Below are 26,462 nucleotides of genomic sequence, written 5' to 3' on the forward strand. Positions count from 1 at the left end.
TCTCACAGGGGTGCCGGTTACGTATCTCAATGTATACAACCCCGCCCCAGACACACCCCGAACTCAAAACCCCGCCACAACGACACACCGCAGATACACCCCATTGATGAAATACGCCTGTCGATTGGCCACGCCGATCAAAGCGCTCAACTCACGGGGCATGCCGTTGCCCCGCCGCCCTGACCTGAAAGAGAGCAACGTCCATGAGCACCTCCATTTCTTCGGCCGTCAAAGGCCTGCACCTGAACCTCGACCGTGTCGGCGACTGGGTTGCCCCCCTGGCGCTGCGGGTGTTCCTCGCCTGGGAATTCCTCGAATCCGGCCTGGAAAAATTCAACGGCGAGAACTGGTTCGCCGATATCCAGACGCGCTTCCCGTTTCCGTTCGTCCACCTTCCAGCGACGCTGAACTGGGAACTGTCGATGTGGGCCGAACTGATCTTCGCCTTGACTCTGCTGGTGGGCCTGGGCACACGTTTTTCGGCGCTGAGCCTGATGGTGGTGACCCTCGTCGCAACCGCCGCCGTCCACTGGCCCGCCGACTGGCACAGCCTCAGTGAACTCGCCCAAGGCTATGCCATCAGCAACAAGGGTTACGGCAACTTCAAGCTGCCCTTGATCTACCTTGTAGCCCTCACGCCGCTGCTGCTGTCGGGTGCCGGCAAGTTCAGCATCGATGCGCTGCTGGCGCGTTTCATCTGGCGGCGCTGAAACGAAAGCTGCAATGCGGACAAACAAAAAGGGGACTTCCATGAAGTCCCCTGTTTTTTTTGCCCGGAACTAACCCATCACTTCCTCCAGCCCGGTCTGTTCGGCCAACTTCGGATGCGCGCTGCGTTCATGCACATGGGATTGCGGGGTGCGGTCGATCAGCAGGCTCAGCAGTTCCGGGCGGCTGTAGTGGCCGCGGGAATCCATCATGCGTTTGCGCTTGTCGATCAGGCCCATGTCGAGATCAGCGATCACCTCGCCCTCACCTTCCTGCAACGAACCCAGGACCGTGCCATCCGGGCTGATGATCGCGGTATAGCAACCGCCGGAAATCGGGCCGATGGCGCAACCGGTGTTCGCCATGATTTGCGCCTGTTGCTCTGGGTACAGCCACGCCGTGGAGTTCACCACAAAGCACGCGGCCTCCAGGGCATGCTGGCGAATGCTGACTTCCATTTGCGAGGCGAACAACGGACCTGCAAACGACCCCGGGTACATCGCCGCATGGATCTGTTCGCCATCGGCCATCAAGGCATAACGGGCCAGCGGGTTGAAATGCTCCCAGCAGGCCAGTTGCCCGATGCGCCCTACCGCGCTGTCGACGGCACGCAGACCGGAGCCGTCGCCCATGCCCCAGATCATGCGCTCGTGGTAGGTCGGGGAAATCTTGCGGCGACGCTGGATCAGCGAGCCGTCGGCATCGAACAGCAACTGCGTGTTGTACAGCGTGCCGCCATCGCGCTCGTTGACGCCGATGGACACGACCATGCCCGCTTGCCTGGCCGCAGCGCCGATGGCATCGGTGGCGGCCGAAGGCACGGTGACCGCCTGGTCCAGCAGCTTGAGGTGTTCGGCGGCCATTTGGAAAGGCGACTGCACGTAGGAAAAGTACGGGTAGTACGGCACGACGGTTTCCGGGAACACGGCGAATTGCACGCCCTGTTCGCCGAGTTCGAGAATCTTCTGCACCACTTTGTCGACGGTGCCTTCACGGCTGTAAAGAACAGGGCTGATTTGTACGGCGGCGGCTTTGACGAGGGTCATGGCGGTGATCTCATTGAGGGATACGTTTCAACGAGATCAAGATTACGCTTATAATAAAAAGGCTTGAATGTCGTATACACCACCTTTCAGGACATCACGATTCAGCCCCGACTGGCACGCTGAATCACCTGCGGCGGCTGCCCGAACGCCCGAATAAAAGCGCGACGCATACGCTCCCGATCCCCAAAACCAGTGTCCGTCGCCACCACATCGATGGAGTGCCGTCCGGTTTCCATCATCAACCGGGCCGACTCGACCCGCAGGTTTTCGATGGCCTTGGCCGGAGACTGGCCGGTTTCGGCATGAAACACCCGGCTGAATTGCCGAGGGCTGAGATTGGCCGCGCTGGCCAGCTCCTCCACCGACAGCGCCGACTTGAGATTCTGCTTGGCGTAGTTCAGCGCGGCCTGTATCCGGTCGGTCTTGGGTGCCAGTTCCAGCATCACCGAAAACTGCGACTGCCCGCCGGAACGCCGGTGGTACACCACCAATTGCCGCGCGACCTTGCGTGCAATGTCGGCACCCAGGTCCTTCTCCACCAGCGCCAAAGCCAGGTCCACGCACGCGCTCATGCCCGCCGCCGTCCACAGGTGGCCATCGTTGATGAAGATCCGGTCTTCCTCGACTTTCACGTTCGGGTACGCCTTGCGAAAGGCCGGCACATGCGCCCAGTGGGTGGTCGCCCGCCGACCATCGAGCAAACCGGCCTCCGCCAAGGCAATCGCCCCCGTGCAAATCGAGCCCAGACGCCGGGTGCCGAGACTGGCGCGGCGCAGAAACTCCAGCATGCCCGGCGTGGTCGGGCGGATCAGGTTGTCGCCCAGGACCAGCAGCGTATCGAACCCGCGCTGGTCGAACGCTTCGGTCTGCACAGCAAAACCGGCGGACGTTTGCACCAGGCCACCCGGCTCGGACAGCAAGGCAATGCGGTACAACGGCTCGTCACCGGCACTGTTGGCCAACTCAAAGGCGGCACACATGGCCAGGCCCAGAACCTGGAAACCGGGGTACACAATGAGTCCGATCTGGTGCATGGCGATATGACCCTAAACGTGGCATGCCTGAAGTTCAGGCCAGAAGACCTGTACTCTAACCCGAACAGCAGGCACCGGACATCAGGGTGGAGCACCTCGCGCATTGGCGGATGGCGATGGATAATCAAGAGGTTTCCATCTCACCGAGGAATTGAAGGATGTCACTGACTCTGTATTTCCATCCGCTCTCGTCGTTCTGCCACAAAGCACTGATCGCTCTGTATGAACTGGAAATCGAATTTGAAAAAAGGGTCATCGACCTGGGCAACGAGGCTGACCGGGCCGAACTTCAAGCGCTGTGGCCGATCGGCAAGTTTCCGGTGCTGCGCGATCACGCCCGGCAAAAGAATGTGCCGGAGTCGAGTGTGATCATTGAGTACCTGGACCGGCTCCATCCCGGCCAGGCGCATCTGATTCCGGACGATTGGGAAACCGCGCTGGAAGTCCGTCTGTGGGATCGTTTTTTCGACCTGCATGTCCAGGTGCCCATGCAGAAGATCGTCAGTGACCGCCTGAATGCCGCCCATGGCGACCTGACCCGCGAACGCGCCGCGCTGATGACGGCGTACGGCATGCTTGAACATCAGCTGACGGCAAGAACCTGGGTGGCCAGCCCGGCGTTCAGCATGGCCGATTGCGCCGCCGCCCCGGCGCTGTTCTACGCCAGCACCCTCGTAGCCTTTCCCGACGATCATCGCCACTTGAGTGCTTATTTCGACAGGCTGACCCAAAGGCCCTCGGTCAAGCGGGTGATCGACGAGGCCAGGCCGTATTTTTCCTGGTATCCGTTTGCCGAGGCCATCCCGGAGCGCTTTCGGTAGTGGCACCAGCACGACTGGGGAACGGGAGGCAAAAAACCAGCGAATCGACGAATAATAACCGCCGGTCGAGTGTTATCTGATTACGCAGGAATAAAAAAATGGCAGGGGCGGCTGGATTCGAACCAACGCATGGCAGGATCAAAACCTGCTGCCTTACCGCTTGGCGACGCCCCTGTATCTGTTGCGATGAGTGCCAGGCACTCGCTTTCTTGAGTGGCAACAGGACCTGTTGCCTGCTTGCGTGACGGGCTCCCTGAGGGCCGCTGCAAGAGTGGGCGCAAATTTACCAACATTTTCTTCGTCTGGGAAGCCCAAACAAAAAAAATTGTTCATTAAAACAGGCGCTTAGTGTTGAGCCGAATCTCGGGGTGCTATCGGCGCACATTCAGCCCGAACAGCTCTGCTACGCTTTTCTTTACTCGAATTGAATCGGGAATCGTTTATGCAACACCCTTCCCTTGCCATTTGAGGGCGCCAAAAGTGAAAGGCAAATTAATGGGGGCCGCTGCAACCCTTCTGGTACTCGGGACCGCGATTTATGGGTTGAACACCTGGGAACACATCCAGAGCCAGCGACAGGAAGCGGTCTGCAAGGCCGCCCGGGAGCATCTCAATCGCCTGGAAACCCAGACGCGAGCGTTGGCCTCCGGGTTGACGGTCGAAGCCTATGCCGAAGCCGAAAAAGCCGAGGCCGGCCAGTTGGTTTTAGCGCTCGATACGGCCAAAAATGAAGCCGAGGTCGATGCCGTCATCGACAAGCACGCCGCTGCCATCGAGGCGCAGATAACGGCCGAGGACGCTGAGGTCCAGTCCCGAGGCGAACAACCCTTCCTCGGTCAGGAACTGAAAAAGCAACGCATTCCCACCGACGTCAAACAGGAATTCAAACGAGCTGAAAAGGCCGTCGCCGACACCTGCGGATAGTGTCGACCGCCAGCTCCAGGTTTGCCACCAGCGTCTAGACTTCAGTAAAAGCAGGTTTCAAGCAGACTCCGCGTTTAGAACAAGAATCCTGTAAAAAACGAGGGAGTCTCGACTTTGAAAATATCAGCCCTCTGTGCCATCGCGAGCCTGCTGGTATCGACCGCGGTGTCCGCCACCGGCGTCATTCCTGTCCTGGAAATGGACTTCACACGCTCCGCAATGGAAACCCTGAAAAAACTCGGCATCGACGATGCGTGCATCATCGGCGCTTCGAGCGCCTCTGCGTTCACCTATTGCCGGGAAGGATCGACGACGCTCTGGAAGTATCAGGCACTGGATCTGGAACAAATGGCGGCCAGACACAGTGATGCACAGCGGCCCTCGACGGTCTACCAGCCCATTTCTGTCGTGGAGTTCGAGAGCGCTATCTGTGAAGAAGAGATGAACGAATCCGCCGCTGGAAAGCCGGCAACCATACGTTGGCTGATCCTCGGCCTGTTGGCCATTTCCCTGCTGATCGGCTTGCATTACACCTATAGGGCCATGCTGCAGCGCCGCCATGACGCCGCCGCGTACACGCAACCCCAGGAGCAGGCGTCGAGCGAAGCCCTGCCGCCATTCCAGGCAACCGCACGAATAAAAGCCGTGGCGGCGATTGGTCTGGCTGTTGCCGTGGCATTCGCTTACTTCAACTACACAGGGTATTGAACAACAGGTGAGCGCGCCGTTGCGGCGCGCTCACCGGTCACTCAGTGCGGTGCGCGCGGGATGGTCTTGAGCAGGTCTTCGGGGCTGATGTGACCGACCACGCTGCCCGGTTGTGGCAGGTTGAGGATGTGGCCTTTCATCTTGCCAATGATGTGCATTTCACAAGGCTTGCAGTCGAACTTCAGCGTCAGCACTTCATCGCCGTGGATCAATTGCATCGGCGCGACCTTGGTGCGTACACCGGTCACGCCCTTGGCCTGTTTCGGGCACAGGTTGAAGGAGAAACGCAGGCAGTGCTTGGTGATCATCACCGGCACCTCGCCGGTTTCCTCGTGGGCCTCGTAGGCCGCGTCGATCAGCTTGACGCCGTGGCGGTGATAGAAGTCCCGGGCCTTCTGGTTGTAGACGTTGGCCAGGAACGACAGGTGCGACTCCGGGTACACCGGCGGCGGCGTGGTTTCGGCCTTGCGGCTGCCACGCGGGTGGGCGGCGATCCGCGCTTCGGTCAAGGCCTCGATCACTTCACGGCGCAAGGCCTTGAGCTGCGAGTTCGGGATGAAGTACGCCTGCGGCGCGTCCAGCTTGATGTCGATGGCGTGGTACTGCGTGGTACCCAGTTGGCCGAGCAGATCCTGCAACTGCTCCAGCGCCTGTTCCGGCTTGTTGGCGGCGCCGAACGGGCCAGCCAGGGTGACGCTGGCGCCGATACCCTCTTCACTGGTAGCGGTCAGCTCCAGCTGGTCTTCACGCAGGCGAGCGACCCAGCTCAGTGCGATGCGACGCTCGGCGGAGGTCTTTTGCAGCGCCTGTTGCCAGTTGTGATCGAGATTGCGATTCAGCGGATGGTTGGGGCGTAGCTTGTACATCCCTTCCGGCATCTCGTTGGGCTCGACGCGATAGCGATAACGCTTCTCGCCGTCCTCCTCGAATTCGCCTTTGGGTTCGGCGATGTTGGCGCGGAAACCCACCACTTCACGCTTGACCAGCACGTTGAGGCCGTCGCCGTTGGACAGCGGCTCGTGCGTCACGACCTGCATGTCACGTTTGGCGACTTTCTCGACCACACCCACCGGCAGACCGGTGAAGGTCGGCGAGTCAAAGGCGCCGATATCGATCTTGCGGTCAGTGACGAAGTAATCGGTGCTGCCACGGTGGAAGGTTTTTTCCGGGTCGGGCAGGAAGAAGTGCGCGGTGCGGCCGCTGGAGGCACGGGCCAGGTCCGGGCGGTCTTCGAGTACGGCGTCGAGGCGCTGGCGGTAGTAGGCGGTGATGTTTTTCACATAACCCATGTCCTTGTAGCGACCTTCGATCTTGAACGAACGCACGCCGGCCTCGACCAGAGCGCGGATGTTGGCGCTCTGGTTGTTGTCCTTCATCGACAGCAGGTGCTTTTCGTAAGCGATCACCCCACCCTTTTCGTCCTTGAGGGTGTACGGCAGGCGGCAGGCCTGGGAGCAGTCGCCACGGTTGGCGCTGCGCCCGGTTTGCGCGTGGGAAATGTTGCACTGACCGGAAAACGCCACGCACAACGCGCCATGGATAAAGAACTCGATGGCCGCGTCGGTTTCGTCGGCGATGGCGCGGATCTCCTGGAGATTCAACTCGCGGGCCAGCACCAGTTGCGAGAAACCGGCCTGATCGAGGAACTTCGCCCGCTCCAGGGTGCGGATGTCGGTCTGGGTACTGGCGTGCAGTTCGATCGGCGGAATGTCCAGCTCCATCACCCCCAGGTCCTGGACGATCAGCGCATCGACGCCAGCGTCGTACAACTGGTGGATCAGCTTGCGGGCCGGCTCCAGTTCGTTGTCGTGCAGGATGGTATTGATGGTGGTGAACACCCGGGCGTGGTAGCGACGGGCGAATTCCACCAATTGGGCGATATCGCTCACTTCGTTGCAGGCGTTGTGGCGGGCGCCGAAGCTTGGGCCACCGATGTAAATGGCATCGGCGCCATGCAGGATGGCCTCGCGGGCGATGGCGACATCGCGGGCAGGGCTGAGCAATTCCAGGTGATGTTTGGGCAAAGACATAATTTTTTTAGTCGGGCTTGTCACGATCGAGGCGTGCATTGTAGCGGCGAAACGCCTGACCGGCACCCGTATGCTGCCGGGTGGCGTTTCGGGTAGGCCTGGCGTGCCTCAACCTCTGTGGGAGCGGGCTTGCTCGCGAAAGCGCTGGGTCAGTCAATACTTGTGCAAGCTGACACTCCGCCTTCGCGAGCAAGCCCGCTCCCACAAGGTTTTGTGTGGCTGCAATTACGCCTTGGCAGCCATAGCCGTGACTTCCACGCGCATGCCTTCAACCGCCAACGAGGCAACCCCGACAGCGGCGCGCACCGGCCATGGCTTGGCGAAGTAGCGTTTGTAGACTTCGTTGAACGCGGCGCGGTCGGCCATGTCGGTGAGGTAGATGGTCAGGTGCATCACGCGGTCCATGGAACTGCCGGCGCGCTCCAGTGCGACTTTCAACGCTTGCAGAGTGCATTCGCTTTGCAGGGTGATGTCGCCCAGTTCCAGGCTGCCGTCGGCGCGGGTGGGGATCTGGGTGGAGACCAGCACACCGCCGAAACCGACGACGTCGGAGGAAATCGAATCCGCATCGGGATCGGGGATAAAGGTCAGGTCGTGGTTTGCCATGAGGACTCTCTTGCTTGAAATGATGAGGCTGGCGCCTTTTGCGCGGCCAGTTTACAGGGCCGTTGGCGGCGCGTCGCTAATCCAGCCCGGACGGCTGCTCGTGACCCGTGGCCTGGCGGTACTGGCGCGGGGTGAAACCGGTCAAGGCCTTGAACTGCCGGGTGAACGCACTGTGGTCGGTGTAGCCGCATTGCAGGGCGACCTCGGTGATCGGCAGATCGGTGTGGAGCAGTCGATGGGCGTGCTCCAGACGCACCTTCTGGATCATTTGCCGTGGCGTCAAATGGAACACGCGCTTGCAGTAGCGTTCCAGTTGCGCCACTGAAATCCCGGCGATGCGCGTCAACTCGCCCAGGGTGACGCGCCGGTTGAAATGCGCGCGAATGTGCTCGTCCACTGCCGCCAGGCGCTGGTACGCCGGGTGCGTGTCGCTGGCCGATTGCAGGTCGACCGAAATACCCGCCAGACCGATGATTTCATTGCGGCGGTTATACAAGGGTCGCTTATGGGTCAGGCACCAGCCCGGCTCGCGGCTGCCGTACAGATGCAGTTCCAGCTGGTCTTCCAGCACCAGACCCTGCTCCAGCACTCGCCGGTCCTGTTCGGTGTAACCGGGCCCCAATTGCTCGGGAAACACCTCGGCGCTGGTTTTCCCCAGCAGCGGTTTCAGCTGCTTCAAACCACAGCGTTGCACCAGCGTGCGGTTGGCCATGACATAACGCGCCTGCACATCCTTGATGAAGATCGCCGCATTCGGAATGACGTCGAGCATGGGCAGCAACAGCGCGACACCTGCCAGCAGTTGCTCGATGGATTCGGGGCGGTTCGAGTCGTCGCCCTGGCACAACAGCGCAAACGCATCCTGAGTCATCTACCTGTTTCTCCCAATGATCGGCATCTGCCCATTGTGCTGATTTCGTCATCGACACCCAAGCAAAACATCAATCGCGAGCAAGCCGCCAAGTTCACTCTATGGCCACCGCCCTCCTCGGCAAAACCGACCGGGGCGTCTTGAAGTGCACACCTGCCTATCCAATAACTCACAAGAAGGCGATGCCATGTCAGGCCAAGGCAAGTTCAAAAAACAACTTTCGTTGATAGACCTTACGTTTATCGGACTGGGGGCCATCTTCGGCTCCGGCTGGTTGTTCGCAGCCAGTCACGTGTCCGCCATTGCGGGACCGGCGGGGATCTTTTCCTGGCTGCTGGGCGGTTTTGCGGTACTGCTTTTGGGCATCGTCTACTGTGAACTCGGCGCCGCATTGCCCCGAGCCGGCGGTGTGATTCGCTACCCGGTTTACTCCCACGGCCCGCTGCTGGGCTACCTGATGGGCTTCATCACGCTGATCGCGTTTTCCAGCCTGGTGGCCATCGAGGTGGTTGCCGCGCGCCAGTATGCCGCTGCATGGTTTCCCGCATTGACCCAGGCCGGTTCCAGCAATCCAACGGCGCTTGGCTGGCTGGTGCAGTTCGGCCTGCTGTGCCTGTTCTTCATGCTCAATTACTACAGCGTGAAAACCTTCGCCAAGGCCAACAACCTGATCAGCCTGTTCAAGTTCATCGTGCCGTTGCTGGTGATCGGCGTGCTGTTCACCTTCTTCAAACCGGAGAACTTCCAGTCCCAGGGCTTCATGCCTTTCGGGCTGTCAGGTGTCGAGATGGCGGTGTCCGCCGGCGGCATCATCTTCGCCTACCTGGGGTTGACGCCGATCATCTCGGTGGCCAGCGAAGTGAAGAATCCGCAACGCACCATCCCGATTGCACTGATCCTCTCCGTACTGCTCTCCACTGCCATCTATGTGTTGTTGCAAGTGGCGTTCCTCGGCGGCGTGCCCACCGAAATGCTCGCCAACGGTTGGGCCGGCGTCGCCAAGGAGCTGGCCCTGCCATACCGCGACATCGCCCTGGCATTGGGTGTTGGCTGGTTGGCTTATCTGGTGGTGGCCGACGCGGTGATCTCCCCCAGCGGTTGCGGCAACATCTACATGAACGCCACCCCGCGGGTGATCTACGGCTGGGCGCAGACCGGCACCTTCTTCAAGGTCTTCACCCGCATTGACGAAAAGTCCGGCATCCCGCGTCCGGCGCTGTGGCTGACCTTCGCCCTGTCGGTGTTCTGGACCCTGCCCTTCCCTTCGTGGGAAGCCCTGATCAACGTGGTCTCCGCCGCGCTGGTATTGAGCTACGCCGTCGCCCCGGTGTCGGTGGCTGCCCTGCGCCGCAATGCGCCGGACATGCCGCGCCCGTTCAAGGTCAAGCGCATGGGTGTCCTCGGCCCGGTGTCGTTCATCATCGCCGCGCTGATCGTCTACTGGTCGGGCTGGAGCACGGTGTCCTGGCTGCTCGGCCTGCAAATCCTGATGTTTGTGGTGTACCTGCTGTGCGGTCGCTTCGTGCCGACCCAACACCTGAGCCTGGCCCAGCAAGTGCGCTCTTCGGCATGGCTGATCGGCTTCTACGCCGTGACCATCGTGCTGTCCTGGCTCGGCAGCTTCGGCGGCATGGGCGTACTGACCCATCCTTTCGACACCGTGGTCGTGGCGGCCTGCGCGATGGGCATCTACTACTGGGGCGCAGCCACCGGCGTGCCGGCGCATCTGGTTCGCCTGGAAGAAGAGGACGGTGAAAGCGAAGCCGATCCTGTTCACAGCGGCACTACCACAGGCCAGCGTCCGATCGGTGTGTCCGCCCAGACCTCTCGCTGAAATTCAGGCCGGCAAAGCCTGCGTGTTCCTCTAATGGAAAGGTTTATGAAAAAAGTACATGTCATTGATTCCCACACCGGCGGCGAACCGACTCGCCTGGTGATGTCGGGCCTGCCCCAGTTGTCCGGCCGGACCATGGCCGATAAGCGCGATGCATTGCGCGAGCAGCATGACCAATGGCGTCGCGCCTGCCTGCTGGAGCCCCGTGGCAACGATGTGCTGGTGGGTGCGCTGTACTGCGAACCGGTGTCGCCGGATGCCACCTGCGGCGTGATCTTCTTCAACAACGCCGGCTACCTCGGCATGTGCGGTCACGGCACCATCGGCCTGGTCAACTCGCTGCATTACCTGGGGCATATCCAGCCCGGCGAGCACAAGATCGATACGCCGGTCGGCCCGGTCAGCGCCACGTTGCACGAGGACGGCAACGTCACCCTGCGCAACGTGCCCGCCTACCGCTACCGCCAACAGGTGCCGGTCGAAGTGCCGGGGCATGGCCGCGTGTACGGCGACATCGCCTGGGGCGGCAACTGGTTTTTCCTGGTGTCCGATCACGGTCAGGCGTTGCACATGGACAACGTCGAGTTCCTCACCGAATACACCTGGGCAATGCTCAAGGCCCTTGAAGCCCAGGGCATACACGGCGAAGACGGCGCGCTGATCGACCACATCGAACTGTTCGCCGACGACGACCACGCCGACAGCCGCAACTTTGTCATGTGCCCCGGCAAGGCCTACGACCGCTCGCCCTGCGGGACTGGCACCAGCGCAAAACTGGCATGCCTGGCAGCCGATGGAAAACTGGCCGCCGGTGAACGCTGGGTCCAGGCCAGCATCACCGCCAGCCAGTTCGTCGGCAGCTATGAATGGGAAGGCGAACGCATCATCCCTTTCATCACTGGCCGCGCCTGCATGACCGCCGACAGCACCTTGCTGATCGACGAACAGGACCCCTTTGCGTGGGGCATTTGAGCCCCACGCCTCTTCTCTCAATCGATCTGAATGAATGCTTCAAGGAGTATCAACAAAATGAGCGACAACATCTTCACTGGCTGCATCCCTGCACTGATGACCCCATGCACCGCCGAGCGCAAGCCGGACTTCGACGCACTGGTGGCCAAGGGTCGCGAACTGATCGACATCGGCATGAGCGCGGTGGTGTATTGCGGCTCCATGGGCGACTGGCCGCTGCTGACCGAAGCCGAACGTCAGGAAGGCGTGGCGCGCCTGGTGGCCGCCGGCGTTCCGACCATCGTCGGCACCGGTGCCGTCAACAGCCGCGAAGCGGTGTCCCATGCGGCACACGCGGCCAAAGTCGGCGCCCATGGCTTGATGGTCATTCCTCGTGTGCTGTCTCGCGGCGCTTCGGCCACCGCGCAAAAAGCCCACTTCGCCGCGATCCTCCAGGCCGCTCCAGGCCTGCCGGCGGTGATCTACAACAGCCCTTACTACGGCTTCGCCACCCGCGCCGACCTGTTCTTCGAACTGCGCCGCGAGTACCCGAACCTGATCGGCTTCAAGGAGTTCGGCGGTGCCGCCGACCTGCGCTACGCCGCCGAACACATCACTTCCAAGGACGATGACGTGACCCTGATGGTCGGTGTCGACACCCAGGTGGTTCATGGTTTCGTCAACTGCAACGCCACCGGCGCCATCACCGGCATCGGCAACGCACTGCCGCGCGAAGTGTTGCGCCTGGTGGCCTTGAGCAAACAAGCGGCCAAGGGCGATGTCAAGGCGCGTCGCCAGGCACGGGAGCTGGAATCGGCACTGGCGGTGCTGTCGTCCTTCGATGAGGGCTGCGACCTGGTGCTCTATTACAAGCACCTGATGGTGCTCAATGGCGACAAGGAATACACCCTGCACTTCAACGAGACCGATGCGCTCAGCGATGCCCAGCGTCGTTATGCCGAGAACCAGTACGCGCTGTTCCGCCAGTGGTACGAGCAGTGGTCGGCCGAGCAGAACTTCGCCTGACATCCAGCCTGTACAGCGGCGTGCCAATGCGCGCCGCCTTTATTTTCGCCCACGGCGGTACGGCGTTTTTTCGCAAACGCCTCCCCTCTTTTTTTCAGGAACGACCATGACTCTGACAGGCAACATGTTGATCGGCCAGCAGGCCATCGCCGGCAATCGCGAAGCGATCCGCGGCATCGATCCCGCTACTGATCTACCCCTTGAACCGGTCTATCACGGTGGCAGCGGCGAACAGGTCGAACAGGCCTGCGCTCTGGCCTGGAGTGCCCTGGACAGCTATCGCGCGACGTCCCTGGAGGCCCGCGCCGAATTCCTCGAAACCATCGCCAGCGAAATCGAAGCCCTCGGTGATGAGTTGATCGACCGCGCTGTGGCCGAGACCGGCCTGCCGCGCCCGCGTATCCAGGGTGAACGGGGCCGCACTTGCCAGCAGCTGCGCACCTTTGCCCGCACCGTCCGCGCAGGCGAATGGCTCGATGTACGGGTCGACTCCGCGCAGCCGGAGCGTCAGCCCCTGCCTCGCCCGGACCTGCGTCAGCGTCAGGTGCCGCTCGGCCCAGTGGCGGTGTTCGGCGCCAGCAACTTTCCCCTGGCCTTCTCCGTCGCCGGCGGTGACACCGCGTCGGCACTGGCCGCCGGTTGCCCGGTGATCGTCAAGGCCCATGGCGCACACCCCGGCACCAGTGAGCTGGTGGGCCGGGCGCTGGCCCGTGCGGTCAAACTTTGCGGATTGCACGAAGGCGTGTTTTCGCTGTTGTTCGGCTCCGGCCGCGAAGTGGGCATCGCCCTTGTCACTGATCCGCGCATCAAGGCCGTGGGTTTCACCGGCTCGCGCAGCGGCGGCATTGCCTTGTGCAACGCGGCCCAGGCACGCCCCGAGCCGATCCCGGTGTATGCGGAAATGAGCTCGATCAACCCGGTCTTGCTGTTCCCGGCAGCATTGCAATCGCGAGCCGAAACCCTGGCGCAAGGCTTCGTCGCTTCCCTCACCCAGGGCGCTGGCCAGTTCTGCACCAATCCGGGTCTGGTGATTGCCCGCCGAGGCCCGGACCTTGAACGCTTCATCCAAACCGCTGCGCAACTGCTACGCCGCAGCCCGGCGCAGACCATGCTCACCCCCGGAATTTTCAAGGCCTACGAGGCAGGCGTCGGCGCGCTGGCCGAGCATGCCCACGCGCAATCGGTGGCGGTCGGCCTGAGGGGCGAAACCCCGAACCAGTGCCAGGCTCACCTGTTCGTCACCCAGGCCAGTGAGTTTCTCGCCGACCCAACGTTACAGGCAGAAATGTTCGGCGCCGCGTCGCTGATCGTGCAATGCGCCAGCGACGAGCAAATCCGTCAGGTCATCGAACACCTCGAAGGCCAGTTGACCGCCACCCTGCACCTGGACGATGCCGACGTGGAGAGCGCCAGGGCCTTGCTGCCGATACTGGAGCGCAAGGCCGGGCGCCTGTTGGTCAATGGCTGGCCGACCGGGGTCGAGGTGTGCGATGCCATGGTCCATGGCGGCCCGTTCCCGGCGACGTCCGATGCGCGCACCACCTCGGTCGGCACCGCCGCCATCCTGCGTTTCCTGCGCCCGGTCTGCTACCAGGACGTCCCGGACGCCCTGTTGCCGGCCGCGCTCAAGCACGACAATCCATTACAGTTGCGTCGCCTGCTCGACGGCCAGAGAGAAGCCTAGGCCATGTCCAACGACTCCCTTTTCAACAGCCCACACGCCGCGGCGGACGTTGCCGTGATCGGTGCCGGAATCATCGGCGTCGCCTGCGCTCTGCGCCTGGCGCGCCAGGGCCGGCGGGTGGTGGTCATCGATCAACAGGAGCCCGGCCGTGGCGCCTCGTTCGGCAACGCCGGGCACCTGGCCACCGAGCAGGTGTTCCCCATCGCCGACCTGTCCATCCTCAAACGCCTGCCCGCCATGCTCATAGACCCGATGGGCCCGCTGCGCCTGGACTGGAAATACATGCCCCGAGCCCTGCCCTGGTTCATGCGCCTGTTGCTCAACCTGCGACCGGCGCCGTTCCAGCGCACCGTGGCCGGCATCCGCGCCCTCAACGAAAGCAGCCTGGGTGCCTGGCAGCGCTTGCTGGAAACCATAGAGCGCCCCGGGTTGCTCAAGGAAGACGGCTCGTTGCTGGTGTTCGAGCGCCCCGACTCGCAACAGGCCATCGAAGCGCTACAGACCCGCATGCGCCAGCAGCAAGTGCCGGTGGATTTCTGGCAGGCCAAGGCGGTACGGGATGCGGCGCCGCAACTCAGCGAGCAGATCCAGGGCGGCTTGTTCTTTCCGCGCACCGGGCATTTTCTCGATCCCTTCCGGGTCGTTGGCGAACTGGTTCACGCCGCTAAAAGCAGCGGCGTGCAGTTCCTCAAGCAGCGGGTCGAGGGCGGGCAATTGAATGAACACGGCGTGTCGTTGATCACCGATCAAGGCCGCATGAGCAGTCGCCAAGTGCTGGTTGCCTGCGGCGCCCATTCAGCAAAACTCACCGCCGCGCTGACCGGCAAGAAGGTGCCCCTGGACACCGAGCGCGGCTATCACCTGATGCTGCCCCACGAGCACGAACGCTTGCCGTTTGCCGTCACCTCTCTGGAGCGCAAGTTCATCATGACGCCGATGGCTGATGGGCTGCGCCTGGCCGGCACCGTCGAATTCGCCGGTCTCGACTGCCCACCGACCATGGAGCGCGCCTGGCAGTTGCACCGCCTGAGCAAAGGCCTGTTCAAACGCGACCTGAGTGCCGAAGCCGCCACGCCGTGGATGGGTTTCCGCCCGTCCTTGCCCGACTCCCTGCCGATCATCGACCGGGTGTGCGACGGCAAAGTCCTGCTCGCCTTCGGCCATCAGCATCTGGGGTTGACTCAGGCGGCGGTCACGGCGGAAATGATTGCGCAGATGGCCTCGCCTTTGACCGACGCCCAGCCTCAAGGCCTGCCGGCGACTGCGCCGTACCGGCTGGATCGTTTCTGAGGCCCCGGTCAAGCCGAGCCCTCGTCATTGCAAGGGCGAGAACTTCGCGGGCAGGTAGATCGTCGAGCGCATGTCGCGCAGTTGCGGGCCGGAGTTTTCCGGCGGCCAGACACCGTCGGCGACCGCCTGAGTGCGCACTTGCAGGCGTTGTTCCAGAGTGGTCCACGGCCAGATATGCAGATAGCGCGGCAGTGCGCCGTCGGTGGCGTAGAACGCTGCGTACACAGGCGAATACTGTTCGGTGGTTCGCGCCTCGATGGCTTTGCTCCAGCCGTCGAGGGTGGGCTGCAAGCCGCTGCTGACCAGGTCGTAGACGCGCAGTTCGTAGAATGGACCGTGCCGGCCCGCGCTCAAGGGTTCGAGGAAGGGAAACAACGTGTAGTTTTCGATGCGCAGATCGGTGATCCATTCGTTGATGCCAAACGCCCCGCCCCCCAGCAGAAAACGCTCGCGCTCCGCTTGCCTCAGGTGTTCGTCGGCGTAGCCACGCAGCACGGCAATCTGATTCAACTGACCGATCTCCGAAGCCCAGCAGCCCATCAACACCCCGCCGACTTGCGGATTCGCCAACTCAGCCTCGATGCGTACCAGCGCATCGGCCACCGTGCGCACTCGCACGGTAAAAGTGATCAGTTCAAAAAAACGCATAGCGACTCCGGCGAACGGCTTTCAAAGCCCACAGCCTATGACACCCCCCGTGTGCAGAGTATTGAGGCAATCACCATCGCTGACGGTAATTGCCGCAGGAAGCTAGGTAGTTTCTTTATTGGGATTGAAAGCGAAGCATCAGCCACCGGCCGTTATCGGCTCAGCCGATTCAAACCTGCGAATTATCGATTTGTGCAGCAGTCCGTGGACCGCGAGCATGGCGTCACTTCCAACAAAAAAAACAAGGACCCGCCATGACCGCCCGATTTCACAATCCAGTGGATACCCGTTTCGGCTGGGGCAGCCTGCAAGAGCTTGCCGCCATCACCGAACACCAGAACGTTGCCGTCGTGACCTTTCCCGAAGCCCGTGGCCTGGGGCTGGTGGATCGCCTTCAAGCGCTGCTGGGCGAACGCTTGGTCTACGTGATCGAAGATGTCCAGCCCAATCCCGATGTCGCGCAACTGCGCTCGACCTATGAACGTTTCTGGCAAGAGGCCGGCGATTGCCATGTCGTGATTGCCGTCGGTGGCGGCAGTGCCATAGACACCGCCAAGGCACTGATTGTCGGCACCGAGTCCGGCCGCTTCGATGAGCTACTGGCATTGCTGGCAAGCGGCAAACCCTTCGTTCCGGTTCGCAGTAAACAACTGATCGCTGCCCCGACTACGGCAGGCACCGGCAGTGAAGTCACGCCTTGGGCGACGATCTGGGACGCTGCCAACCACAAAAAGTATTCCCTACACCTGGACTGTACCTGGCCAAGCGTCGCCATCATCGATCCGCAATTGATGCTCACGGTGCCGGCCAGCGTCACTGTTTCCACCGGGCTGGACGCCCTGTCACACGCACTGGAGTCGATCTGGAACATCAACGCCAATCCGCTTTCCGACACCTTCGCCATCTCTGCCATCGAGGACATCCTCGAATGCCTGCCGTTGCTGCGGCGTGACCTGTCCAGCCAGGAACTGCGTTCACGGATGGCCCTCGCCGCACTCAAGGCCGGCATGGCATTCTCCAACACCAAGACCGCGCTGGCCCACTCCATTTCCTATGAGATGACCTTGCACTACGGCCTGCCCCACGGCATTGCCTGCTCCTTCACCTTGCCACTGGTGTTGGGCCTTGCCTGGGGCCACGACGAAACTCGCGACAAGACCCTGCAACGGGTTTTCGGGCCAGACCTGGATAAAGCCCAGGCCCGTTTGCGCGCCTTCCTGCACAGCCTGGAAGTGAAAACCGAGTTCGCCGACTACGGCGTAACGGCCGAAGAGGCCCAAACCATGATCGATTTCGCCCTGCAGGGCGCACGCGGCAAGAACTTCATCGGCTCACGAGCGGCCTAGGGCTCGCCAGCCCCCAAAGACACTACACTGCCAGCGGCGTAACGAGCCGCGACGATTTCCTGCTGCACCTGAAAAAGAGTGCACCCTGCGATGCAATTCGCAGGGACCGAACAAGAATAAGGAAAAGATCATGAATCGTGCCCAAACCATGCCAGGTCTCGCCGTACACACCGCATCGTTTCGCGTCGCCCAGTGGCGGATGCTGCTGGCAGCCATGTTTTGCTATCTGTTTTTCTACACCGGACGCCAGACCTTCGGTTTCGCCATCCCGGGTATCCAGGCCGAATTCGGCCTGAGCAAGGAAACCCTCGGCTGGGTTTCGGCCGCCATGCTCTGGGCCTACGCCATTGGCCAGGCCATCAACGGCAACCTCGCCGACAAATTCGGTGGCCGGCGCATCATGACCCTGGGCGCCGTACTGTCCTGCGGCGCCAACTGGGTGACCAGTTTCGCCAGCGGTTTCGCCGGGCTGATCCTGCCCTGGGGGATCAATGGCTACTTCCAGGCATTGGGCTGGGCACCGGGCAGTCGGCTGATCTCCAACTGGTGGAGCGCGGGCGAACGCGGCAAGGTCTACGGCTTCTATGTGTTCGCGGCCGGCTGCGCGTCAGTGCTTTCCTACGTGACCTCGATCGTCGTGCTGGAAGTGATGCAACTGGAGTGGCGCTGGATCTTCCGCCTGCCCGTGTTGCTCATGCTGGCGGGCGGCATCATCTTCTACCTGGTGGCCCGCGAGCGTCCGCAAGACCTGGGTTTCGAGCCGCCTGCCGACACCGGTGTGGCCAACGCCGAGGACAAAAGCCATGAAGTGGCCCAGGGCGAAGTCGAAACTTCCGCGCAGCGTTACAAAGCTGTTCTGAAAAACTTTCGCCTGATCATCGCTGCCGTATCCCTCGGGTTTCAGAACGCTGCCCGCTATGGCTTGATCGTCTGGGTGCCGGTGCACTTCCTGGGCGCCAACTGGAAGACCGGCGACAGCATGATCGATCCGAAGTGGATCACCGTGGCCCTTCCGGTCGGCATGGCCATCGGCGCGCTGAGCAACGGCTGGATCTCGGACAAGCTGTTCGGCTCCAAACGCTACCTGGCGATCATGCTCTATATGTTCCTCGGCGCGGCGACCAGTATGTGGATGTGGACCCTTGCCCCCCACAGCGCAACCGGCCTTGTGGCGTTGTTCCTCTGCGGTTTCTTCGTGTACGGCCCCGCTTCCAGCTTCTGGGCGCTGTGCCCGGACCTGGTGGGCGCCAAGCGCGCCGGCACCGCGACCGGTGTGATGAACTTCTCGTCCTACCTGTTCGCCGGCCTGGCGGAACCGCTGATCGGCAGTATGCTCGACAGTACCGGCAACACCTCGCTGATCTTCATCGTGGTCACCGCTGCCTGTCTCTGCAGCGCGTCGGTGGCGCTGTTCATCAGGCGTTGATGGCCCGGCCGGACAGATTGAATCAATGGCAGCGGCTCAGGAACAGGATCGTCTATGTACCAGTACCACAAGTGGCTACGTTCATTTCATGCGGTGGCCAAGACCGGCAGTTTCACCCTCGCCGCCGAGTATTTGAGCGTCGGCCAGCCCACGGTCAGTGAGCAGGTCAACGCCCTGGAGAAGAAGTTTTCCGTGGAACTGTTCCATCGCCGCGGCCGCTTTATCGAAATGAGTGCCGCCGGGCACCAGCTCTACGCGATCACCCAGGGCCTGTTCGGCCAGGAGGATGAAGCCGTGCAATTGCTGCAAAGTTTCAAGCAACGCAAGACCGGCATGCTGCGCCTGGGTGCAGTGTCGCCGCCGATTGCCATGAACCTGACCTACGAGCTGATGCAACGGCATCCGGACATCGAGCTGGAAACCTCGTTCTCCCCGGAAAAAGAGACCCTGGATCGCCTGTTCAACTTCGATATCGATGTGGCGATCCTGGCCCTGTCGGAATTCGACCAACGCTTTGACACGCAGCTTTACCGGCGCTACCCGATCATCGCCGTGGTGCGTGACGACCATCCCTGGGCCCGGCAGAAAGAAGTGCATGTCGAGCAGATCAGCGAGGAGAAATGGGTGCTGCGGGAAAAAAGCTCCCGCACTCGTCAACTGGTGGAGGAAAGCTGCAAGCAGCTGGGCGTCGCGCTGAACTGCGTCATGCAGTTGAACAGCCGCGAGGCCATCGTGCATGCCATCGCCAAGGGCATCGGCATCGGTTTCGTCTCGGCCGTCGAGTACGCCGAAACCCCGGGCACCAAACCGATCACCTTCGTCAATCACCCGTTTTCCATCGACTACCACCTGTGCTGCCTGGGCATTCGCCGAAACCGGCCAATGATCGCGGAGCTGTTCGACTCGAGCCCAACGCCGGCCACCTGATTTCGTCTCACCCTTGAGCAATCCATAGGCCTACTTCCTGGCGACAGGAGGGACGGCCTGCCCACAACAAAAAATGGAGAAATACCATGAACTACCAACAACCGACCCAACTGCAAGCCGTGGTCCTGGACTGGGCCGGCACCGTCGTCGATTTCGGCTCCTTCGCCCCCACGCAGATTTTCGTCGAAGCCTTCGCCGAGTTCGGCGTCGCGGTTTCGCTGGAAGAAGCGCGGGGCCCAATGGGCATGGGCAAGTGGGATCACATCCGCACCCTGTGCAATCAACCGCAGATCGCCGAACGCTACCGTGCGGTGTTTGACCGCCTGCCGACCGATGACGATGTCACCGCATTGTACGAACGGTTCATGCCACTGCAGATCGAGAAAATCGCCCTGCATTCGGCCCTGATTCCCGGCGCGCTGAACACCATCGATGCCTTGCGCGACAAGGGCCTGAAAATCGGTTCCTGTTCCGGTTACCCGGCCGTGGTCATGGAAAAAGTGGTCGAACTGGCGCGACACAATGGCTACGTGGCGGACCATGTGGTGGCCACCGACGAGGTGCCGAACGGCCGCCCCTACCCGGCCCAGGCCTTGGCCAACGTGATTGCCCTGGGGATCAGCGACGTCGCCGCCTGCGTCAAGGTCGACGACACCTGGCCCGGCATTCTCGAAGGCCGGGCCGCCGGGATGTGGACGGTCGCGCTGACCTGTTCCGGCAATGCCCTGGGCTTGACCTACGAGCAATACAAGGCCCTGCCCTCCGACAGGCTGGACAGTGAGCGGGCGCGCATCGTCAGGATGTTCGAAGGCTCCCGCCCGCACTACCTGATCGACACCATCGTCGATCTGCCGGCGGTCATCGAAGACATCAATGCGCGACTGGCGCGAGGTGAAACGCCGCAAGGATCCTGAGCTGATTCAGGCGTCAAGCGGCCGTCCCACGGGCGGCCGCCTCACTTGAAAAAATCACTCGGCGTCTTGCCGAACTGCTTCTTGAACATGGTCGTGAACGCGCTGGGGCTGTCGTATCCCAGCTCCCCGGCGATGTCGATGATCTTCTCCCCGACGGCTATTCGTTCCAGCGCCAGCAGCAATCGCGCTTGCTGGCGCCATTGGCCGAAGGTCATGCCGGTTTCCTTGCGGAACCTGCGCTGGATGGTTTTGGCGTCGAGGTTCAAGCGGGCGCTCCAGTCCGACAGCGTCGAGCCATCCCCGGGATCACGCTGCAACGCGCTACAAATCAGGTTGATACGTTGATCGGCGGGCTGCGGCAGGTTCAGCGGCAAGGTCGGCAGGATCGTCAGTTCATCCAGGATCAGCCGCAGTACGCGGGCCTCCCGTGAGTTCGGTTCTTCGCTGAATTCGAAATCAACCGAGACTTTGATCAGCTCACTCAGGAGTGCAGAAACGCTCACAGCCCGAGGTTCGGCGGGCAGTCCGACGCTCGCGTCAGGGCGCACAAAAACGCTGCGCATCTTGATCGCCCCCACACAGCGAATCGAGTGCACTTCCCCACTCGGCATCCAGATTCCACGGCTCGGCGGAACGGTCCATTGGCTGCTTGCGGCGTGCACCACCATCACACCTTCGATGGCATAGATCAGTTGATGCTTCTCGTGGGAGTGCGGCTGGATAAACCAGTTTTCCGGGTAATCGGTCGCGCTGCTGCGAACGTCCCAGTCGCCTTGGTCGATGTCCGCGAGAAATTTATCCAGTGGTTTGATCATGACGCCCTTTTTGCGATGGTCGATGCCCGATCTGCGCGAGACGGGCGTTTTCAAGGCCCATAGGATAACGCCGAACCCTGAAATTGGCTGCTTCGCAGTTCGCGTTTATCCGGAAGATCGCCCATGTCGACCACCACCCTCAGTTCACCCTCATCCACCGCTTCGATGGCCAGCCAGGCCAGCCCCTTGGTCATGCGCGTCATCGGCGCCTGCGCGCTGGCGCACCTGATCAACGACCTGATCCAGGCCGTGCTGCCGTCGATCTACCCGATGCTCAAGGCCAGCTATGGTCTGAGCTTCACCCAGGTCGGCCTGATCACCCTGACCTTCCAGCTCACCGCCTCACTGCTACAACCGTGGATCGGCTTCTACACCGACCGTCATCCCAAACCGTGGCTGTTGCCGGCCGGCATGGTCTGCACCCTCATCGGTATTCTGATGCTGTCGATGGTCGGCAGCTTCCCGGCCATTCTCGTGGCCTCGGCGCTGGTGGGGGTTGGCTCGTCGACCTTTCACCCGGAGACCTCGCGGGTTGCGCGGCTGGCCTCGGGTGGTCGCTACGGCCTGGCGCAGTCGACCTTTCAGGTCGGTGGCAATGCCGGTAGTGCCTTCGGCCCTTTGCTGGCCGCCGCGATCATCATTCCCTATGGCCAGGGCAACGTCGCCTGGTTCGGCCTGTTCGCGGTGTTCGCCATCCTCGTGCAATACGGCCTGAGCCGCTGGTACCGCAATCACCTGAACCTGTTCAAGCTCAAGCAAGGCAGCAAGGCCATCCACGGCCTGTCGAAACGGCGGGTGACATTCGCCCTGGTGGTGTTGGCGTTGCTGGTGTTCTCCAAGTACTTCTACATGGCCAGCTTCACCAGTTACTTCACCTTCTACCTGATCGAGAAATTCGACCTGTCGGTGGCCAGTTCGCAGCTGTACCTGTTCCTGTTTCTTGGCGCTGTCGCAGCGGGCACGTTCTTTGGTGGCCCGATCGGCGACCGGATCGGCCGCAAGCGGGTGATCTGGTTTTCCATCCTCGGCGCCGCGCCCTTCACCCTCGCCCTACCCTACGTCGACCTGTTCTGGACGGGCGTGCTGAGCATGATCATCGGCTTCATCCTCGCCTCGGCGTTCTCGGCCATCGTGGTCTTCGCCCAGGAACTGGTGCCCGGTAACGTCGGCATGATCGCCGGGGTGTTCTTCGGCCTGATGTTCGGTTTCGGCGGGATTGGTGCAGCGCTGCTGGGGCACCTGGCGGATATTCATGGCATCGAATATGTCTACACGTTGTGTTCGTTCCTGCCGTTGCTGGGAATTCTGACCATACTGTTGCCGTCTACTGGACAACGCTCGTCGGGAGCGTGAATAGCCATCAGGAGGACCCCCTCATGAAAATCGTAGTCACCAGCGTGCTCGTCGATGATCAGGCCAAGGCGCTTGCCTTCTACCGGGATGTGCTCGGTTTTGAACTCAAGCACGACATCCCCATGGGCGAACATCGCTGGCTGACGCTGACCTCTCCCGGCGATCCCGGTGGTGTCGAACTGTTGCTGGAGCCCAATGCCCACTGCGCGGCTAAGACATTCCAGAGCGCGATCAAGCAGGACGGCATTCCCTGCACCTTTTTCGGTGTCGAAGACGTGCAAGCCGAATATGCCCGGCTCAGCGCCGCCGGCGTGCAATTCACCCGCCTGCCGACGGTGATGGGACCGGTCACCCTCGCGGTACTGGACGACACCTGCGGCAATCTCATCCAGATCGTCCAGCACAACTCAACCGCCTGATCATTTCTGCTACCAACCCTGTAGCACTCGGTAACACCCGGCCCCAATGCAGTGCGTCTTTTAAACGCCTTGCCGTGCGCCACCCCGCTCCACACGGGGGCCACCCGCCATGGCGTACTTTGTGCATCCACAGGCCATCCTCTTCTGCCTGTAGCCGCCATGCGCCCCAAGGAACTGAAACTCTGGACCACCGGAGTCGCCCACCTGCTCGACCTGCCTGCCGGGCATGGGCGACTGTCGGGGTTGAGCCATTGGCTTCGGCAAATCTGCCCGGTCGATCATTTCGTGTTGTTCGTCTACGAAGGCAATCACCGGCCACTGGCGTTGTTCGATACGTTCTCGGCGGACAAGCGGGCGGTGTATGTCGACGACTATCAATGCGGGCCTTACCTGCTCGATCCGTTCTACCTGGCTTGTACACGCGGGCAGGCGCCGGGGTTGTGGCGTTTGCGCCAGTTCGCCCCCGACCACTTCTACCTCGGCGAGTACTTCCTGACCTATTACCAGCAAACCGGACTGGCCGAGGAAGTGGCGTTCTTCGTCGACCTCGGCGGTGGTGCCACGGCGGTGTTGTCGTTGATGCGCTCCAGCGCCAGCTGTGCGTTCAGCCGGGATGAAATGCAATTGGTCGAGTGTGCGCAAACAGTGGTCGAACAGGTCATCAATGAAGCCTGGCGCTTGCGTCAGGCTCAGGAGCCGCGACCGGCGCAGGACCTGGACTTCAAGATCCGCGAAGCCTTCGACCAGTTCGGCGCGCATATCCTCACCGGCCGCGAGCAGGAAATCGTTCAACTGTTGCTGCGCGGTCACTCAAGTGCCTCGGTGGCTGAGCAACTGAACATCAGTCCCGGCACGGTGAAGATTCACCGCAAGAACATCTACGCCAAGCTGGGGATTGGCAGCCAGTCGGAATTGCTGGGGTTGTTTATTCGGGAGTTGACGGAGGATCCGTTGCAGGCGCCCGGTTTCAAGCTGCAAGCCTGATACCTGTCGGTTAACAGAAACCCCCTGTGGGAGCGGGCTTGCTCGCGAAAGCGTTTTTTCGGCCAACATATAAGTTGCCTGACACACCGCCTTCGCGAGCAAGCCCGCTCCCACAGGTCTGTCGATGATCCGGAGATTGTGGTCAGGGCGGATCAAGCTGATCCAGCGCCCGGTTCACCGCCAGTTCCCCCAGCATGATCACCTGCGCAATCCCCAACAGCGCATTGCGGCTCGTCCCCTCCAGATGATCCACCAGATCGTTGGCCATGACATTGGCCGACGCCAGCGATTCACAGGCATGCACCAGCAAGGTCTCGACATTGAGTTCGGGATTGACGATTAACATGGAACTGGGCTTGCGCGGCGTCGCCATGATGTTGGGGCCGAGGTTGAGATCGAGGCTTTCGTACGGAGATGCCGGATCAGTGTCCGGGGGATTGGGTGTGACTTTGAACATGAATGAAACTCCTCGCATCGTAAAAAGGAGCCATCACACTCACGCTACCAAACGAAGGGTGGTGGCCATAACGCAGGTTGGTAGACCGGGATGCAAGGAGACCGGCGCGCCCGAAAGCGCCCTGTGTATGGCCACCATAAAGCAGCGTAGAAAACGCTGCCAATGATGACGCTTTGCACCTCGCATACCGGGCTACCAAACCCGATCACTGATGTTTTCCAGTGACCGGCAAACGATAAGACCCGACCCCAAGGCGCACAAGCCGGCGGATTCTGGCGTACCTGTAGGCAACGACGCAAGGCGTTGTAGCTTGCGGGAAGTAACGCTGACAGCGCTTAAACATACGTGTCTCAGCCTTGAATTTACGCGGCTTGCCCACGTTGAAATTCCTAGGACCGAAGAGGAAATATCTGACGTATTTTTAAGGTTGGCGGCCGGAAGCGTGAGGTTTAACTTGGCCGCTCTGATCAGGGATAGCAATTTCTCGCCCGATACGGGCGTTCTTGCAGGCATTTAGGGTGAATCGATTACATGCGCGAGACAAGGGTCGACAAAGGCAATTACCCGGCTAGCGACATTTGGCGCTATGATCGCGTCAAATGTCGCATGGAGGTAACCGGTATGCCCGCCGTCAAAAATGAAGTCGTAGGGACAGAGACAAAGCGTGTCGCCCGCAAGCCTGTTGAGGTGCTGCTACATGGCCGTAGTGGCGATACGCGCATGTTGATTATCCGATACACACAGGAAGGCTTTGATCTGAGCGACGTCAGGGACATGATTTCCATATCCGGCCTATACATGGAGCACGACCTTGTTCAGCGCATTACCGGGAAATCCCTCAGAACCGTGCAGCGCTTGGCAAAGGAGACCCAGCCGGTTCGGCTGAACCAGCAGCAAAGCACTGTCGCCTTTCAGTACGCACAGGTACTCGAACACGCCATCAATGTATTTGGCGATCAGCAGTTGGCTGAGGACTGGCTGAAGAAACCCTGCAAGTACCTGGAGGGTCATATTCCGCTGGAACTGATCGACAACTCGCTGGGTTTCCAGGTGGTAGAGGACTACCTGACCCGAATTGAACACGGGGTTTATCAATGAATCCTTTACCTTGGGATGGGAAGTGGCACGCCTGGCGTCTGGACCGTGCGGTTTTCAAGGACACATGGGATAGCGGCATTGGTGCGCAACTATCCGGTGGCCGATGGAACCCTCCCGGCCGCCGGGTTATTTACGCTTCGGCCGACCCGGCTACGGCGATTTTAGAGGTCGCCACCCACGCAGGCTTCGATACGCTCGACAGGGTGCCTTATGTGCTGACGTGTTTCGAAGTGCTGGATTCGAATGTCATCAAAGTTGTTCAACCTGAAGATGTACCGAACCCTAACTGGCTAATCCCATCTGAACTTTCGCCCAATCAACAGCATTTCGCTGATGAGCTACTGGCCGAACACCCGTTCGTGCTTATCCCGTCCGCAGTTACCCGCCACTCTTGGAACCTACTCGTTAGCTGTGATTTGGCGGCGGATCAATTCAAGCTTGTTTCGCAGGAGCGTTTTGGACTGGATATCCGCTTACTGAAATGAATGAGAATGTCGAACTTGCCCACCAGAACCTCAAATGCAGCCTGTCGCGTGTGATCT

26 protein-coding genes and 1 tRNA gene are annotated in these 26,462 nt (G+C 61.2%); 18 read left to right on the forward strand and 9 right to left on the reverse strand.

Features of this window, described 5'->3' with window-relative positions; all coding sequences use genetic code 11:
* Positions 1 to 203 precede the first annotated feature (203 nt).
* Entirely contained in the window at positions 204 to 710 is a 507-nt protein-coding gene (locus tag AC3IT9_RS17760) for an HvfX family Cu-binding RiPP maturation protein (protein WP_489270541.1), read from the forward strand.
* Positions 711 to 779: 69 nt separating this feature from the next.
* Here the strand turns inward: AC3IT9_RS17760 and AC3IT9_RS17765 are convergent, their stop codons facing one another.
* Both AC3IT9_RS17765 and AC3IT9_RS17770 read right to left on the reverse strand, forming a co-directional pair.
* The gene (locus tag AC3IT9_RS17765; protein WP_151214861.1) at positions 780 to 1,754 is read right to left on the reverse strand and encodes a nitrilase-related carbon-nitrogen hydrolase; all 975 of its coding nucleotides are present in this window, start codon (positions 1,752 to 1,754) and stop codon (positions 780 to 782) included.
* Between the two features lie 101 nt (positions 1,755 to 1,855).
* Entirely contained in the window at positions 1,856 to 2,788 is a 933-nt protein-coding gene (locus tag AC3IT9_RS17770) for a GlxA family transcriptional regulator (protein WP_150754627.1), read from the reverse strand.
* Positions 2,789 to 2,946: 158 nt separating this feature from the next.
* Here AC3IT9_RS17770 and AC3IT9_RS17775 point away from each other — a divergent pair, with 158 nt between their 5' ends.
* Positions 2,947 to 3,609, forward strand: coding sequence for a glutathione S-transferase family protein (locus AC3IT9_RS17775; protein ID WP_489270542.1), 663 nt, complete (start codon positions 2,947 to 2,949; stop codon positions 3,607 to 3,609).
* A 99-nt stretch (positions 3,610 to 3,708) separates the two neighbouring features.
* On the opposite strand, the gene AC3IT9_RS17780 is transcribed toward AC3IT9_RS17775, so the two are convergent.
* Positions 3,709 to 3,783, reverse strand: a tRNA-Gln gene (locus AC3IT9_RS17780).
* Positions 3,784 to 4,104: 321 nt separating this feature from the next.
* Here AC3IT9_RS17780 and AC3IT9_RS17785 point away from each other — a divergent pair.
* Together AC3IT9_RS17785 and AC3IT9_RS17790 are read left to right on the forward strand one after the other, a co-directional pair.
* Entirely contained in the window at positions 4,105 to 4,533 is a 429-nt protein-coding gene (locus AC3IT9_RS17785) for a hypothetical protein (RefSeq protein WP_150724323.1), read from the forward strand.
* A gap of 114 nt (positions 4,534 to 4,647) precedes the next feature.
* A complete protein-coding gene (locus AC3IT9_RS17790; protein ID WP_489270543.1) occupies positions 4,648 to 5,241 on the forward strand; it encodes a hypothetical protein in 594 nt (197 codons plus the stop codon).
* Positions 5,242 to 5,282: 41 nt separating this feature from the next.
* Here AC3IT9_RS17790 and AC3IT9_RS17795 read toward each other — a convergent pair whose 3' ends face one another.
* The 3 genes from AC3IT9_RS17795 to AC3IT9_RS17805 all read right to left on the reverse strand — a co-directional run bounded on the left by AC3IT9_RS17795 (position 5,283) and on the right by AC3IT9_RS17805 (position 8,748).
* Positions 5,283 to 7,271, reverse strand: coding sequence for a peptidase U32 family protein (locus tag AC3IT9_RS17795; RefSeq protein ID WP_489270544.1), 1,989 nt, complete (start codon positions 7,269 to 7,271; stop codon positions 5,283 to 5,285).
* A 225-nt stretch (positions 7,272 to 7,496) separates the two neighbouring features.
* Positions 7,497 to 7,877, reverse strand: coding sequence for a RidA family protein (locus tag AC3IT9_RS17800; protein WP_489270545.1), 381 nt, complete (start codon positions 7,875 to 7,877; stop codon positions 7,497 to 7,499).
* Positions 7,878 to 7,953: 76 nt separating this feature from the next.
* The gene (locus tag AC3IT9_RS17805; protein WP_489270546.1) at positions 7,954 to 8,748 is read right to left on the reverse strand and encodes a PAS domain-containing protein; all 795 of its coding nucleotides are present in this window, start codon (positions 8,746 to 8,748) and stop codon (positions 7,954 to 7,956) included.
* A 187-nt stretch (positions 8,749 to 8,935) separates the two neighbouring features.
* Here AC3IT9_RS17805 and AC3IT9_RS17810 point away from each other — a divergent pair, with 187 nt between their 5' ends.
* From AC3IT9_RS17810 to AC3IT9_RS17830, 5 genes are all read left to right on the forward strand, one after another.
* On the forward strand, positions 8,936 to 10,582 hold the full coding sequence (locus AC3IT9_RS17810) for an APC family permease (protein ID WP_489270547.1): 1,647 nt from the start codon (positions 8,936 to 8,938) through the stop codon (positions 10,580 to 10,582).
* A 45-nt stretch (positions 10,583 to 10,627) separates the two neighbouring features.
* Positions 10,628 to 11,554 (forward strand): 4-hydroxyproline epimerase, encoded by a 927-nt coding sequence (locus AC3IT9_RS17815; RefSeq protein WP_150754624.1) that lies wholly within the window; start codon positions 10,628 to 10,630, stop codon positions 11,552 to 11,554.
* 57 nt (positions 11,555 to 11,611) lie between these two features.
* On the forward strand, positions 11,612 to 12,559 hold the full coding sequence (locus AC3IT9_RS17820; protein WP_150724171.1) for a dihydrodipicolinate synthase family protein: 948 nt from the start codon (positions 11,612 to 11,614) through the stop codon (positions 12,557 to 12,559).
* Between the two features lie 106 nt (positions 12,560 to 12,665).
* Positions 12,666 to 14,243 carry an aldehyde dehydrogenase (NADP(+)) gene (locus tag AC3IT9_RS17825; RefSeq protein ID WP_489270548.1) on the forward strand — a complete coding sequence of 526 codons (1,578 nt, stop codon included), beginning with the start codon at positions 12,666 to 12,668 and terminating at the stop codon, positions 14,241 to 14,243.
* 3 nt (positions 14,244 to 14,246) lie between these two features.
* Entirely contained in the window at positions 14,247 to 15,533 is a 1,287-nt protein-coding gene (locus AC3IT9_RS17830) for an NAD(P)/FAD-dependent oxidoreductase (protein ID WP_489270549.1), read from the forward strand.
* A 24-nt stretch (positions 15,534 to 15,557) separates the two neighbouring features.
* Here AC3IT9_RS17830 and AC3IT9_RS17835 read toward each other — a convergent pair whose 3' ends face one another.
* Positions 15,558 to 16,181, reverse strand: coding sequence for an NIPSNAP family protein (locus AC3IT9_RS17835; protein ID WP_489270550.1), 624 nt, complete (start codon positions 16,179 to 16,181; stop codon positions 15,558 to 15,560).
* A gap of 254 nt (positions 16,182 to 16,435) precedes the next feature.
* On the opposite strand from AC3IT9_RS17835, the gene psrA reads away from it, so the two are divergent.
* The 4 genes from psrA to phnX all read left to right on the forward strand — a co-directional run bounded on the left by psrA (position 16,436) and on the right by phnX (position 20,794).
* On the forward strand, positions 16,436 to 17,527 hold the full coding sequence (psrA, locus tag AC3IT9_RS17840; protein WP_489270551.1) for an iron-containing alcohol dehydrogenase PsrA: 1,092 nt from the start codon (positions 16,436 to 16,438) through the stop codon (positions 17,525 to 17,527).
* Positions 17,528 to 17,657: 130 nt separating this feature from the next.
* The gene (locus tag AC3IT9_RS17845) at positions 17,658 to 18,953 is read left to right on the forward strand and encodes an MFS transporter (protein ID WP_150754619.1); all 1,296 of its coding nucleotides are present in this window, start codon (positions 17,658 to 17,660) and stop codon (positions 18,951 to 18,953) included.
* Positions 18,954 to 19,007: 54 nt separating this feature from the next.
* Complete coding sequence (locus AC3IT9_RS17850) at positions 19,008 to 19,880, forward strand: LysR substrate-binding domain-containing protein (RefSeq protein ID WP_489270552.1); 873 nt, start codon at positions 19,008 to 19,010, stop codon at positions 19,878 to 19,880.
* 86 nt (positions 19,881 to 19,966) lie between these two features.
* A complete protein-coding gene (gene phnX / locus AC3IT9_RS17855) occupies positions 19,967 to 20,794 on the forward strand; it encodes a phosphonoacetaldehyde hydrolase (RefSeq protein ID WP_102675516.1) in 828 nt (275 codons plus the stop codon).
* A gap of 41 nt (positions 20,795 to 20,835) precedes the next feature.
* On the opposite strand, the gene AC3IT9_RS17860 is transcribed toward phnX, so the two are convergent.
* Positions 20,836 to 21,609, reverse strand: coding sequence for an AraC family transcriptional regulator (locus AC3IT9_RS17860; RefSeq protein WP_489270553.1), 774 nt, complete (start codon positions 21,607 to 21,609; stop codon positions 20,836 to 20,838).
* A gap of 123 nt (positions 21,610 to 21,732) precedes the next feature.
* Here AC3IT9_RS17860 and AC3IT9_RS17865 point away from each other — a divergent pair, with 123 nt between their 5' ends.
* The 3 genes from AC3IT9_RS17865 to AC3IT9_RS17875 all read left to right on the forward strand — a co-directional run bounded on the left by AC3IT9_RS17865 (position 21,733) and on the right by AC3IT9_RS17875 (position 24,365).
* Positions 21,733 to 22,962, forward strand: a complete 1,230-nt coding sequence (locus AC3IT9_RS17865) for an MFS transporter (protein ID WP_489270554.1) — start codon at positions 21,733 to 21,735, stop codon at positions 22,960 to 22,962.
* 23 nt (positions 22,963 to 22,985) lie between these two features.
* Entirely contained in the window at positions 22,986 to 23,381 is a 396-nt protein-coding gene (locus AC3IT9_RS17870; protein WP_353742735.1) for a VOC family protein, read from the forward strand.
* A 159-nt stretch (positions 23,382 to 23,540) separates the two neighbouring features.
* On the forward strand, positions 23,541 to 24,365 hold the full coding sequence (locus tag AC3IT9_RS17875) for a response regulator transcription factor (protein ID WP_489270555.1): 825 nt from the start codon (positions 23,541 to 23,543) through the stop codon (positions 24,363 to 24,365).
* A 142-nt stretch (positions 24,366 to 24,507) separates the two neighbouring features.
* On the opposite strand, the gene AC3IT9_RS17880 is transcribed toward AC3IT9_RS17875, so the two are convergent.
* Positions 24,508 to 24,822: a DUF6124 family protein gene (locus AC3IT9_RS17880; RefSeq protein ID WP_489270556.1), complete on the reverse strand. Its 315-nt coding sequence runs from the start codon at positions 24,820 to 24,822 to the stop codon at positions 24,508 to 24,510.
* 621 nt (positions 24,823 to 25,443) lie between these two features.
* Here AC3IT9_RS17880 and AC3IT9_RS17885 point away from each other — a divergent pair.
* Positions 25,444 to 25,920 (forward strand): Xre family toxin-antitoxin system antitoxin, encoded by a 477-nt coding sequence (locus tag AC3IT9_RS17885; protein ID WP_150754612.1) that lies wholly within the window; start codon positions 25,444 to 25,446, stop codon positions 25,918 to 25,920.
* Entirely contained in the window at positions 25,917 to 26,405 is a 489-nt protein-coding gene (locus AC3IT9_RS17890; protein ID WP_489270557.1) for an RES family NAD+ phosphorylase, read from the forward strand. The genes AC3IT9_RS17885 and AC3IT9_RS17890 overlap by 4 nt, the downstream gene beginning before the upstream one ends.
* Positions 26,406 to 26,462 lie beyond the last annotated feature (57 nt).

The sequence above is a fragment of the Pseudomonas sp. KH_046_1 genome, assembly GCF_057839025.1.